Annotated in this window: 11 protein-coding genes; 6 read left to right on the top strand and 5 right to left on the bottom strand. The window is 40.1% G+C overall.

What is annotated here, in order from left to right; translation table 11 throughout:
• Positions 1–509: 509 nt before the first annotated feature.
• Positions 510–1481 carry a solanesyl diphosphate synthase gene (sds, locus tag IQ264_RS18610; RefSeq protein ID WP_193982318.1) on the top strand — a complete coding sequence of 324 codons (972 nt, stop codon included), beginning with the start codon at positions 510–512 and terminating at the stop codon, positions 1479–1481.
• A 272-nt stretch (positions 1482–1753) separates the two neighbouring features.
• Here sds and IQ264_RS18605 read toward each other — a convergent pair whose 3' ends face one another.
• On the bottom strand, positions 1754–2239 hold the full coding sequence (locus IQ264_RS18605) for a hypothetical protein (RefSeq protein ID WP_193982299.1): 486 nt from the start codon (positions 2237–2239) through the stop codon (positions 1754–1756).
• 124 nt (positions 2240–2363) lie between these two features.
• Between IQ264_RS18605 and hetZ the strand changes: the two genes are divergently transcribed.
• The 3 genes from hetZ to IQ264_RS18590 all read left to right on the top strand — a co-directional run bounded on the left by hetZ (position 2364) and on the right by IQ264_RS18590 (position 7075).
• Complete coding sequence (hetZ, locus tag IQ264_RS18600; RefSeq protein ID WP_193982298.1) at positions 2364–3503, top strand: heterocyst differentiation protein HetZ; 1140 nt, start codon at positions 2364–2366, stop codon at positions 3501–3503.
• Between the two features lie 32 nt (positions 3504–3535).
• Positions 3536–4567: a hypothetical protein gene (locus IQ264_RS18595; RefSeq protein ID WP_193982297.1), complete on the top strand. Its 1032-nt coding sequence runs from the start codon at positions 3536–3538 to the stop codon at positions 4565–4567.
• A gap of 159 nt (positions 4568–4726) precedes the next feature.
• On the top strand, positions 4727–7075 hold the full coding sequence (locus tag IQ264_RS18590; protein ID WP_193982296.1) for a transglutaminase TgpA family protein: 2349 nt from the start codon (positions 4727–4729) through the stop codon (positions 7073–7075).
• 137 nt (positions 7076–7212) lie between these two features.
• Here IQ264_RS18590 and IQ264_RS18585 read toward each other — a convergent pair whose 3' ends face one another.
• The gene (locus tag IQ264_RS18585; protein ID WP_193982295.1) at positions 7213–7623 is read right to left on the bottom strand and encodes a hypothetical protein; all 411 of its coding nucleotides are present in this window, start codon (positions 7621–7623) and stop codon (positions 7213–7215) included.
• 132 nt (positions 7624–7755) lie between these two features.
• Here IQ264_RS18585 and IQ264_RS18580 point away from each other — a divergent pair, with 132 nt between their 5' ends.
• A complete protein-coding gene (locus tag IQ264_RS18580; protein ID WP_193982294.1) occupies positions 7756–8445 on the top strand; it encodes an ATP-dependent Zn protease in 690 nt (229 codons plus the stop codon).
• On the opposite strand, the gene IQ264_RS18575 is transcribed toward IQ264_RS18580, so the two are convergent.
• Complete coding sequence (locus IQ264_RS18575; protein ID WP_193982293.1) at positions 8427–9425, bottom strand: diguanylate cyclase; 999 nt, start codon at positions 9423–9425, stop codon at positions 8427–8429. The genes IQ264_RS18580 and IQ264_RS18575 overlap by 19 nt on opposite strands.
• A gap of 857 nt (positions 9426–10282) precedes the next feature.
• Between IQ264_RS18575 and IQ264_RS18570 the strand changes: the two genes are divergently transcribed.
• The gene (locus IQ264_RS18570) at positions 10283–11314 is read left to right on the top strand and encodes a diguanylate cyclase domain-containing protein (protein WP_193982292.1); all 1032 of its coding nucleotides are present in this window, start codon (positions 10283–10285) and stop codon (positions 11312–11314) included.
• A 104-nt stretch (positions 11315–11418) separates the two neighbouring features.
• Here the strand turns inward: IQ264_RS18570 and IQ264_RS18565 are convergent, their stop codons facing one another.
• Positions 11419–11895 (bottom strand): Crp/Fnr family transcriptional regulator, encoded by a 477-nt coding sequence (locus IQ264_RS18565; protein ID WP_193982291.1) that lies wholly within the window; start codon positions 11893–11895, stop codon positions 11419–11421.
• Between the two features lie 143 nt (positions 11896–12038).
• The coding region (locus IQ264_RS18560) for a HEAT repeat domain-containing protein (RefSeq protein ID WP_193982290.1) at positions 12039–13379 on the bottom strand (1341 nt) is incomplete at its 5' end.

The following is a 13379-nucleotide window of genomic DNA, read 5'->3' as shown; positions in this document are numbered from 1 at the left end:
TATAGAGACCCTAGATAAGCACTAAGGTGTTGCAGGTTGGGTTAAATACCTAACCTTAAAACTCTTAGAGAAACTCTAAGAAACCAAGTCCCGATTTTAATAATCGGTCCAAGCAACTACTAATCAGTAGCTACATCTATCTTTCATGAAAGGAGTCACTCCATATCACTATGGGCAACCAACTGTCGCTGGTTTCCTGGGAGTGTTATTCAAATTTAGTGAAATCCTTATTAACTAGCGTATCACAAGGTTCCCAGCTTTTTAAGGTTGATCGGAAAAATGCTTAAAAATTTTATACAATTTTGGGAAAGTGAATTAAGTTTCGATGTGTTATATAGCTACGCTGGCGAAATAATACGGAAATCCACTGGGATAATGGGAGTAGTGGGTACGTAGTAGGTAGATTGATGAAGTGGATGGGAAACGGGATTTCATCTGTGGGGTGCTTAGCTTAAAATGAGGGACAGAATATGTTAAATTTCGTAAATAAAGCCGGAACTGGCAGATCCATGACCTCAACTACCTCCCTCTTTTCGCCTGTAGAAGCAGACCTGCGTTTGCTGTCGGAGAATTTAAAGCAGCTAGTTGGTAATCGTCACCCTATCTTGTCTGCCGCAGCGGAACATCTGTTTGGAGCAGGAGGAAAACGACTTAGACCAGCGATCGTCCTGTTGATTTCGCGAGCTACTATGCTAGAACGGGACATTACCCCTCGACATCGACGACTAGCTGAGATTACGGAAATGATTCATACAGCTAGTTTGGTGCATGATGATGTAGTGGATGAATCTTCCGTGCGTCGAGGTGTACCGACAGTACATAGCTTATTCGGTAATAGAATTGCGGTACTAGCTGGAGATTTTCTATTCGCACAATCTTCCTGGTATCTTGCTAATCTAGATAATCTAGAGGTTGTCAAACTCCTGTCTGAAGTGATTATGGATTTGGCAGCGGGTGAAATTCAGCAAGGTTTAAATCGCTTTGATGCGAGTTTGTCGATCGAGGCTTACCTACAAAAGAGCTACTATAAAACTGCCTCGTTGATTGCTAATAGTGCTAAAGCTGCTGGGGTACTCAGCGATGTGAGTACCGAAATGGCTCAGAATTTGTATTACTATGGTCGTCATCTTGGCCTAGCTTTCCAGATTGTCGATGATATCTTGGATTTTACGGGTTCTACGGACGTTTTAGGTAAACCGTCGCTTTCCGATTTAAGAAGTGGCAATTTAACTGCGCCAACGCTGTTTGCTCTTAAAGAAAAACCTTTTTTGGAAGTTTTGATCGATCGCGAATTCTCCCAAGAAGAAGATTTAGAACAGGCATTACAACTGATTAATGAAGCAAAGGGTATTGAGAGCGCAAGGGAATTAGCTACTCAAAATGCTCGTACTGCGGTGGAGTATTTAGCAGATTTACCAGCGTCAGAATCTCGTCAAGCTTTAATTAATATGGCGGATTATGTTTTGAGTCGTCTTTACTAAGAGATTTAGATATAAACTACCGCGCTCTTTATTAAGATGAGCGCGGTTTTTACTTTTGGTCATTAGTCATAAGTTGTACTAATTGTCAATCGATGAGAAGTCGATGACTTCTAAAATAAGTCAGTTAAAAACTCAATAAAGCATCTATTGTAACTGCTCAAAGTCCCCCTTTTTAAGGGGGATAATGGGGGATCTCAAACGTTAAGATGCTCAACAATTAGTTTGAAAATACGCCCTAGTCCCCAAAACCAGAAGTACGAGAGAGCCAGATTCTAAGCGATATTGGGTGGGATGCTCCCTGGTGAAGACTGGGGAGGAAATTCTTGTTCTAGGTAAGATTGCACCAAATTTTGTAAATCTTCCCGACGCAGTTGGATTCCTTCGGAAAGATTACCAGGGGTTTCAAAAAAGATCGTGCTATCAACAGTATCCATACCTACCATTTGGAACAGAATATGGGTGACAGGAACCGGAATCGCCATAACATCGGGATCTTTTAAGGTACCCGTTTGGGCGGTGATATCTTGGAGAGTCGAAAAAGCATAAAGGATGTGCTTTGTTTCTTGAGGCTGTTCAGGATTGGTTACAGTTGTGAGTACCCAGGCATCATCCAATGTTTGGAGAACGTAGTACTGGGGATGTTCCAACTGACTTGCCACGAGCTTAAGTGCTGGTGCGATCGCTCGCATCGCCTGGGGTAAATGCCCGTCGCTTGGTGCATTATCAATCAAAACCTGAATCTGTTGATCTAAATCCATAAAACAAAGCTCTGGTAATCTACTTTCGAGTCTAGCGATTTACCTCACCAGTGACAGTTAAAGTAGTTCAAAAAGAGCGATCGCGGAACCCCTGGAAAAACTAGCCGAGGAGAAATCTGCGGGCGTGGAGGCTATATTTGAACTAATATTCAACGAACTTAGACGATCTACCCGTGCTTCCGAGCAAAATTGCCGTGAAGTAGCAGCACGTCTAGCTACAGAAGTGATGCGGATTTGCGAACAAAGTCAGCGTATCCAAACTTTGGGCGATGAGGAAGTTTGGGCGGTTAAATTAGCTCGTCATCGCTTACAGCAATGTCTCCACTACTACTATCTCAGGGCAACTACAGCCAGGTTGGACTTACATAGTACGTTGAGTGCTATTGTTTATCGCTACATCGCGCCTTCGCGGACATCTTCGGCGTATCAAAGACGCTTGACTTTGATCGAAGATTTTTTGCAGGGATTTTATGTCGAGGCTTTAACTGCCTTTCGTCGGGAAGGAGCAAACTGTGAAGCTGCTCCCATTAGCCCTACCTATACACCAAGGACACTTTTGGAGTTAGCAGAGTTCCTGAGCTTTACAGAACGTTACGCTAAACGCCGTATTCCCATTAGTAACAGAAGCCGTCAACAGTTAATTATTTTGCGGGCGCAAGCTTTTGTCCAACAACAACCGCCAGAAACACTGATTGATATGGAACAGGTAGCTGATAATGGCAGTGTAGAATCCACACCTCATAATATGGACGAAGTTTTGTTGCGGCAGGTGGGGGAAATGATGTTAATACAGGAACAAGGGATAAATCAGCAAAATCAGCTGCGCCAGTCCGTAATTAATGAATTAATCAACTATTTAGAGGAACATCAACAGCACGACTGCGTTCAGTACTTTGTGCTTCGTCTTAACGATAGCAATACTAAAGAAATAGAAAGTATCATGAACCTAACGCCCCGTCAAAGGGATTATTTGCAGCAACGCTTTAAGTATCATTTGATTCGTTTTGCGCTGTTGCATCGGTGGGAGTTAGTACATGAGTGGTTAGAAGCTGAGATCGATAAAAATCTTGGCTTAACGCCGCAGCAATGGCAAACTTTTCTCGCCAGACTAGATTCTGAGCAGCAGACTTTACTCCAGTTAAAGCGGCAGAAATTGCCCGATCTAGAGGTTGCACAGAGTCTTGGTTGGACTGTTAGCCATACTCAGAAGCAGTGGTTTAAGCTTTTAGAACAAGCTTGGGATATACGTAACTTTTTACCTTAACGCTTTCCTGTCCGGATCAGGTGCATCGACCGATGAACAGAGACATTGAAACTTTCCCTGAACATTTTTTCGCTTGGTTACTTCAGAGCGATCGATCCACCTTATCTGCTAAAGATAAGGAAATTTCTATTTTGAGCGCAAATGACCTGGATTGTGATATAGAAAATTGGGAGTTAGATGATTTAGACTTTCTGGAGTCACAAGGATTGGACACTACTACAGATTGGGATTTTTCTGAAGCATCGCCTCAACCAACGGAAGTGGGAGATATTCCGGCGGTACGCGATCGTTTCCAAGCACTGATTAAACGCCGGATTCAATTAGAGTTAGAAAATAATCCGCCGCTGTTTCCTTGGGAAAAGGAGGATTGGCAATATGAAGCTGAAGAGGTTGCTTTACCTGTAGCCGCTGTGGGGGAAAATTTGTGGCTGACTCAAGTGGAAAAAATTCGTTTACCTGTGTCTATTCCCCAAGAAATTTTATTGAAATTATTTAATCGATCGCAGTCGGTATTACAATCTTCGATCGCTGAGGAAGCTAAAATAGTCCGTGTTGTAGAAGCGTTATTCCCCAGTCACTCCCAAGTATTAAAGAAGTTTGCTGACAAAATCTTAAATTTTTCCCAAAATTTAGCGCAAGTAGACTTTTCTTTGGTTAAATCTCAGTTTCCCCTGACTTACGAAGCGGCTAAAGAAAATGAACGCATGGTGTTATTGCTACTAGCGGCTAAACAAATTTTTGGCTTTCTGACTTTGGCTTTATCACCAACTAATAATTTAGTGGAAAGAGAATGGCTATGTGAGTTGGGGATATTGACTCTGCAAGCAGAATATAAGTTGGAAGCCGAGTTAATCAAATCAATGCGGATTCAATGTTTGTTTCCCTGTGGTGGAATTTTAAAGTTACAGGGAGGTCAAGCTTATGCTCAAACTGAACGTCCAGATCCAGGTTATTTGAGTGTGGAATTGTTTGATTTAGCGCCTAACCAAAGTTACCCTCTAGAAGTTCAGTTCCACCCATTAGCTAATAATTCGTTAATTTTTGCTATTTGCCCGACAATCTAGCTATTTTAGAGCTAAGATTGGAACTTATTCCTAATCTAATATCCATATCTTTAAGTATTTTGCTACACATCAATCCCCTTGTCCCCTTGTCCCCTTGTCCCCTTGTCAGTCATCTGTAGCAAACTTAAAGATAAACTATATAAAATTGGTGGGTTGGCGATGCAACAACTGCAAAATAGTCCTTTTTTCAGCCAATTTCGACAAAGGCTGCAAGCACAACCGCATGAAGAGGTTGAGGACTCGATCTGGTTAAGAATTTTGGTGCAATTGTTGGTAGTGGTAGGAATTATTGCTACTGATGTGGCGGCTGAGACTAGTATTAGTTTGTGGGCTGTTCCTGCTAGTATAGTGGGCGCTAGTTGGAGTTGGTATCGTCGCAGAAATAGTAACATTCCGGTGAAGTTTTGTATTGCGATCGGAATGTTGTTGGCGTTAGCTTCTTTTTTATGGAATCTCCGCGATTCTTTGAATGATACCCGATTAATTCTGGGTGAACTGTTAATTCAATTGCAAGTTTTACACAGTTTTGATCTGCCAAGGCGTAAGGATTTAGGTTATTCGATGGTGATTGGTCTGATTTTATTGGGGGTAGCTGCTACTCTGAGTCAGACGATGACTTTTGCGCCTTTGTTGTTGTTGTTTTTGGCGATCGCTTTACCAGTATTAGTTCTAGACTATCGCGCCAGATTAGGTTTAAAGCCAACATCTATAAGTAGAAGAAAAAAAGAAAAAATTGTTTTGCCTTTTTCGGTTAAACGGTTAAGTTTATTGTTATTAGTTGTTGTTGGTTTAGGTTTAACTATTTTCGCTTTTCTCCCGCGAGTTCCTGGTTATCAGTTGCGGACTTTTCCGGTAAGTGCGCCAATTGAGTTAACCGGAAATTTTGATCCTAGTAATATTAATAACCCAGCTTATAACCGAGGAAAGAATTCTGGAGAAGGAAAAGGTTCAGGTGTGGGAAAAAACCCAGAAAAAGGTGCGGGTGAGTTAGATGATACTTTTTATTATGGGTTTAATACTGTAATTAATCAAAACTTACGTGGCATAATGAAGCCGAAAACTTTAATGCGGGTGCGATCGCAAGCGGAAGGTTTTTGGCGAGTCATGGCTTTTGATAAATACACGGGACAAGGTTGGGAAGTATCCCGCAATCAACAAACTCAAACTATCGAGCGTCCCAGTTGGTCTTATCAATTTATTTTAGCTAATTTTCCCACTTTAAGTCAGACTCAGGAAGTCATCCAAACTTATACGGTGGTGTCAGAAATGCCAAATATTATTCCGGCGCTTTCACAACCGAGACAGCTGTACTTTCCCACGCCACAAATAGCATTAGATCCAGAAAGAAGTTTGCGATCGCCTGTAGGATTGAATGAAGGTTTGACTTATACAGTAATTTCAGATGTTCCACTGCGCGATCGTCGCGCTTTAAGTAAAGCTTCTACTGATTATCGCGAAAAAGTCAAACAATATTATCTCCAAGTTCCTGAAGCAATTAAAGAAAAGGTAAGAAAACGCACTGAAGAGATTTTAGCTAACCCAAATAAGGTGTCTAAATCTAACAGAGAAATTACTTCCGTTTACGAAAAGGCGCTTTATTTAGCTCAATATCTCAAACAAAATCCGAACTACAAAATTGAAGGATTACCTCCATTTTTGCAGGAAAATGAAGACTTAGTAGAAGCATTTTTGTTTGGTTACAAAAACAGTCCAGCTAATAAAAAAATTACCGGGGGTTATGCCGACCACTTTACCACAGTTTATACCATAATGTTGCGTTCAATTGGTATTCCAGCGAGAGTAGCCGCAGGTTTTTCGCCAGGAACTTTCAATTATTTCACAGGTTTATATATTGTGAAAAATACGGATGCTCATTTGCTAACTGAGGTATATTTCCCGAATTATGGTTGGTTTGCTTTCGATCCAATACCTGGACATCCCTTAATTCCTCCCTCAGTTGATGAAAATCAAACTTTTACTTTAATTGAGAGATTCTGGAAATGGATTGCTGGTTGGCTACCTTCGCCAGTTACAGGGTTTTTAAATACTGTATTTGGGGCGATCGCTGCGGCTTTATTTACTGCAATTGCCTGGTTTTTTGGTTTATTTGCTAAAGGTTGGACTGGGTTATTTTTGGGATTAATTTTAACCATTGGTTTAGCCTTTTTAGCTTGGTTAGCTTGGCAAGGTTGGCTAAGGTGGCGCTATCATTTATGGTTGAAGAAATTGCCACCAATGGAAAGTATTTATCAGCAAATGCTCAAGTGGTTGAAGGAAAAAGGTTTACGGAAACATCCGGCACAAACACCTTTAGAATATGTAAATGTGGTAAGCCAACATTGTCCGCCTGAACGTGCAGAAGCGATCGCAGAAATTTCTCAAGCCTACATTAGCTGGCGTTATGGTGGAGAAAATCCCAATTTAAAACGTCTGAGAAGGAGATTACAAGATTTACGGAAAACTTCTAAGAAAAGTGCTATGGCAGAAGGCAGAAGGGAAAAACATTAAAAACAAGGGTTCTGGCTCTTCATCTTGCCTTAACCTTCTCGTTATATATAACGTCTCTACATTATGGGTAATCAACCAGATATGATATAACCCGGTTCTTGAAAAAACTGGGTTTTTTTATGATTATGTGAAATTAATTAACCAACATGAGTTAAATCTTGTTTTTCTGAGGCAGAAGCAACTTCTTCTACTTTAGGTGCAAACAAAAGATCTGCGGAATTAGTATCAACTGTAACCTCTGTATGTAGATCAGAAGCTTCCCTAGTTCTTGCATCAGCTTTATTTGCTAAACGTGATTGATAGGACATTCCCGCAGAAACTAAACCAGCAACAGATGCGATTCCCAAGCCTAAAATTACCGATTTGGGAACTTTTAATTTATTAGTAATTAAACTGATTAAGTTAGTATAATTTACTGCATCTGTACCCTTAAACTTGGAAAAAGCACAACCACCAACTGCTTCGGAAGGGGCAATATTGGTTAACAAAACACCGCTGCTGATTGCAACTGTGGATAAAGCAGTTGCTAGAGGTAAATTCAGTTTCATAATTGCTAAGTGTGAATAATGTTAATTAATTCTTTTAACAGGAAAATTTAGCTAAGTCAAGGGGCAATATATTTAGATTTTCGATTTTTTCAACTAAAATACAAAGATTAGATAAATTATTTACCAGCCAAAATGAGTAACATTAGCTTGAATTTAATCGCTATTTTAGTTTTTGCGATGACACTTTCTGCTCTGCTGGGGCCTTGGCTACATATATCACCTTATGTATCAGCGATCGCCACTGCGATCGTTTTAGGTTTTACTACCCTCGACACATTTACTTGGCAAGGACAAGGAGGAAATTTAATTATAGATTGGTTAGCCAGTACCTCACCTGAGCATCGCGCCCGCATAGTGCGCCATGAAGCGGGGCATTTTTTGGTGGCTACTTTATTAGAAATTCCGATCGCAGGCTATTCCCTTAGTGCTTGGTCAGCCTTGCAGCAAGGACATCCGGGACAAGGAGGAGTGAGATTTGCCGATCGAGAATTGGCATCTCAGTTACAACAAGGAATTTTATCTTCTAAACTTTTGCATCGCTACGGCACAATTTGGATGGCAGGCATCGCGGCGGAAATTTTAGTTTATGGTAATGCGTCAGGTGGCGCAGAAGACCGAGAAAAACTGGGAATTACTCTGGCTCAAATAGGTACTTCAGCATTAAATTATTCTCAGCAAGAACGTCATTTTATTCTGCAAGCTCGTACCCTTTTGCAATCTAATTGGGCTGCTTATGAAGCTTTAGTAGCCGCAATGGAAAAACGCGAGTCTGTAGCTGTTTGTCAGCAGATTATTCAACAACATCAATCTTCTTCTTCTTGAGAAATAACTCGATTTCGTCCATCACCTTTAGCTTTGAGTAAGTTTTGATCGGCGCGATCGAGTAAACTAATTCCCTGCTCGTCATCATCAGATTTGAGAGTAGCAACTCCAATACTAACTGTAATTCGCAGGGCTAAATTTTTGTCAATCATAAAGGGTTGATCGGCAATTAAGGAGTTAAGACGTTGGGCAACTAATGTGGCTTCTTGAAGTTTGGTGTTACTGAGGATAATTACAATTTCTTCGCCACCGTAGCGAAATGGATTATCCTGAAAACGTAGATTGTATCGTAAACGAGCACTGAGTAATTGTAAAACGCGATCGCCTACTAAGTGACCATGAGTATCATTCACAGATTTGAAGTAATCCACATCTAAAATCAGCAAACTTAAAGGTGTGGAACGCGCACGAGCGTTTTCAATTTGTCGAGGTAATTCCCAGTCTAAGGCGCGACGATTATTCAGTTCGGTTAAGGGATCGGCAAGCGCGATCGTTGATAAATAATCATTACTCTGCATCAAATTACGATAAATTTGTACTTGGCGCACTCCAGCTTGAATCTGAGAATTGAGCAGCAAATTTTGTAGCTTCCATTCTGCCTCCCCAAACCTGCAATTGGTTTGCTTTGGCGACAACCAACAACAAGCATCCGCCCCAGCTTTTAACGCCGCTGCTCGCAATCCTGACTCCCAATTCCATCCCGGCAAAATTTCTTCTAGAGCATTTATTGGTTGATCTGAAACTAAAATGCAGTATATCCAAGCTAAATTGGAGTTTTGCTTCAGTAGACGACAAACTTCTAAGCTGTTGGCCTGATTTGCTGGTAGAATCACCACATCCGGTTTTTTTGCCTGAATTGAAGAAATTACTTCGTTGGCAGAACGTATCACTTCAAAGCCACTAGTTGCTAAATCATGCAAACGATCTAGAAGTGTAGCGTAAAATTCAACACTTCCAACTATCAAAATGGAAGTATTCATTTGGTGTAGAAAGAGGGAGTTAATATTTTATCTATAAATGAGATAACATGACTTTCATCGTTATAGTATGCCACTCTAAATTCACCGCATTTAAGTACAACTATTTACGGATATGCTTTACGACTATAGCTAGATTTAGGATAGCCTTGTTTAGTTGTCGATTGATGCCACCTCACTTTATTTATATTTCCTACATTGAATAATAAACCTAAAACATTAGCAAAAAAAGTGCGAAGCAGACCAGCTACTTTCGGCTGCTGATTAGTTACATATTTTCATTAAAACAATAAACGTTTTCCGGCAATTGATATGATTTTTAATACTTCTTAATTTATTTTAATTTAATTAAGGAGTTGTTGAATTCCCGATCGTAAATTTATCGGCTGCAATTAGCAATGACATTTTTACACTATCAAGTAAAACTTAGCAGAGTGAATATTTTAGTTGTTTGAAGTGATAGGGGAATACTAGTGATGGGTAGCGTAGCGATCTAGCGATCTAAAAAAAATTCTTCAAATAAGAAAATTATATCATAGTTCTTGGCATTACTGCCAGCGTTTTTTAGTCAGATCGATCGTTCAGCTTAACCACAGGTTGCGATAATTGCATCGGCAAACCATTCCGAGAAAATGTATTATTTGAAAAAATAGGTAAATATTTAGGAGTCCGTTATATCTGTGACCACCAAAATTCACCAACTCAGGAGTTAGCCTCAGTAAATTGCTCTAGGTAAATTCCCGAAAAACACATCTTCCTGCTTAATCAACAAGCTTTGTAGATAATGCTTATAATTTAGCAGATTTATTTCACAAATTCTGCTCATATCAAATCATAATTTACACCGAAAAATTTGCCGAATGAATACCAACATACCTACCCCATACAAAGCCGATATTTTAGTTGTCGATGATAAACCAGATAACTTGCGGTTGTTATCTACCATGCTAACAGAACAGGGATATAAAGTTAGAAAAGTCATTAGCGGTGAATTAGCTCTCAAAGCTTGTCAAATCATGCCACCAGATTTGATTTTACTAGATATCAATATGCCGAATATGAATGGTTACATGGTATGCCAACATTTGAAATCTAAGCCAGAGACTCAAAATATCCCAGTAATTTTTATTAGTGCTCTTGATGGTGTAGTGGATAAAGTTGAAGCTTTTTCTCATGGGGGAGCAGATTACATCACCAAACCTTTTGAAATTCAAGAAGTATTAGCCAGAGTCAAAAATCAACTAACTATTCGGCAATTACAAAAAAAATTACAACAACAAAATGATCTCTTATCTCAAGAAATTAAAGAGCGTGAACGCGCAGAAACAGAATTGCAAAAACTCAACAGAGAACTTCATCTGCTCGCGACTTTAGATGGTTTAACTCAAGTAGGTAATAGGCGTTGTTTTGATGAAAACTTTAACATAGAATGGCGCAGACTGCAAAGAGAAAAAGCACCGTTATCACTGATTCTTTGTGATGTTGATTATTTTAAACTCTATAATGATACATACGGACATTTAGTTGGGGATTTTTGTTTAAAGCAAATCGCACAAACAATTAACCATACATTAAAGCGTCCTGCTGATTTAGTAGCACGTTATGGGGGAGAAGAATTTGCTATTATTTTACCTCATACCTATATTGAAGGCGCAGTTCATATAGCTGAATTAGTGCAGCAAAACATCCAAGAATTGCAAATTGTTCACGGCAAATCTTCTGTTGCTGAATATGTCACTTTGAGTATGGGGGTTTCTTGCGTAATTCCGCAATTAAATTTAGCCCCCAATCAACTTATTGATGCTACTGATGAAGCACTTTATGCAGCTAAAGCTCAAGGAAGAAATTGCGTGGTGGCAAAAGTTCTAGAAATTCCGGCGGAGAGTAGTTAAAAATTAATCAACTAATTTAAAAAAAAGTAGAAGGCAGAAGATAGAAAGTAGAAAAGAAGAAGTTGAACTAAGCTTTTTACCTTTTTTTTAACTGGTAGGATTGGTTATTTCTGCCGCAATGCGCTAGTTGAATCTTCGATTTCCCGTGCCTTAGTTTGAGCATTAATTTTTTCATTCAACTCTCGAATGCGGCGGGAAAGCAAACGAATAATATTAATAGCAATTCCTGGTGTTTCTTCAATGGCATCGTAGAGTTGTTGTTGGGTTAACATTAAACATTCACAATTTGCTAAAGTCGAAACAGAGGCAGAACGAGGCTCAGCATCAAATAAAGACATTTCACCAAAGCAAGCACCAGGCCCAAGTTTAGCTAATTCTTGGTTGCCAATATGAACTTTGACTTGACCAAGTACTACTATATAGAGCGATCGCCCTTCTTGTCCTTGAGTAAAAATTGTATGTTTAGCCGGAAAAGATAATTCATCCATTACCGAAGCTAATCTAACAAGAAAATCATCCCGCAATTCTTGAAAGATCGGTACGTTTCTTACAAATAATAGTCTTTCTACACTAGTTAACATTGACTGCAAGCTTAGGATTTGCTGGAATAGGTTTTGGGGATTTTCGATTGGGGATTTAAGGTTTAGATAATTGACTTCAAATCTAAAATTTAAAATCTAAAATCTAAAATTCCCAAGGGTAGTGGGTAGTAGGTAGATACCTATTACTCATTACCTAACTCTGCCATTAATTGTTGCACTTGAGCAGCTACCAAGCGATCGGGATCTTGTTTCAGTTTCGGAAGTAGTTCAGACAAAGAACGCGGGGAAGCTACTTTCAGGTAAGCAATTGTCGCTTCTCGCACAAAACCAGTGGGATGACGCAGACAAGCTAAAGTTGGTTCAGCCGTGAGATTCCAGTGCTCTGAGGAAGCTAAATGGAAACAACAAGCTAAAGACCAATCTGATAAAAAGCGCCTTAAAGATAGCAATCGCCGAATGCGATCGCGTGCCTCCAAAGGCTGATAAGCTATTATACTCGCCAGATTCCGCAATTTCTCTTCATCGGAATGTCTTTCCAAAACCGTTAATAACTCTCGTTTACTCAAGATATCAACAGTTTGGTCTAATATTTCTAACCCCCTTGCCATATCTGATGGGGAACCCGATCGTAAATTAAATGCTGCTGCTTGGATAGTATCTGGAGAATAAAGAAACTTCATTAACAGAAAACACCTCTCAGCCGCATCTGCCAAATCCCCTGCAAAAGCTTTAAAAATTAAATCTACTTCTGGAACTTCCAACTTCGCTGCCTTCAGGTCTACCATCGCAGCATAAATTTGACCGACAAACATCAATTCTTGACCAATTAATGTTTCTACACCACTGCGACCTAAGCGATCGAGAGCGGCTTCAATTCCCGCTTCTTGGGGTAATTTCAGTAAAATTTGCAGAATATGTCGGCGCGTATTTCCCCAAGCAGTCATCAAGTTAGCTACCAACACATTCTGTGCTTCTTTAGTCCCAATCCTCCCCAACACATCCCAGGCATATCGTCTGATTAAATCTGGTTTTTGGATATTGGTTGCTAAACTCAGCACCATTGGAATTGCTTCATTTTCCAACCTTTCTAAAGCTCGAATTGCTGCTTCTCTGGTTGATTTATATTCCAAACCTCGCAGCAAGGAAGGATAATACTCTTCTAAATGGGTAGCTGCGATCGCTTCCAACAAAGCCCGCCTTACCCGCAAAGATTTATCCTGTAACAAACCCGGAATATTCACCCGCAGTGCTTGTAAATACACCGCATCTCCCAGCGCCCGACAACCCATCACCCGTTCTTCTTCTTCAGGATGAGTCAGCATTCGTCTTAAAGCCGAAGTTGCCTCAGCCTTTTGTACCGCATTTCCCAACCTCAACAACAAAGCCGCAGCTGTTCCCCGCACTACCGGGTTAATTTCTGGATCGAGATAAGGTTTTAATGCCCGTAAATCTGGATTAGGTTCAGTTAACCAAATATAGCGCAATGCCAACGCCAACACTTCTGGCTGAAGATTATTAGGAGA

Origin of the sequence: [Phormidium] sp. LEGE 05292, from assembly GCF_015207735.1 — a bacterium.
Taxonomy (GTDB): Bacteria; Cyanobacteriota; Cyanobacteriia; order Cyanobacteriales; family Aerosakkonemataceae; genus Floridanema.
This window is presented reverse-complemented; position numbering and strand designations above follow the sequence as displayed.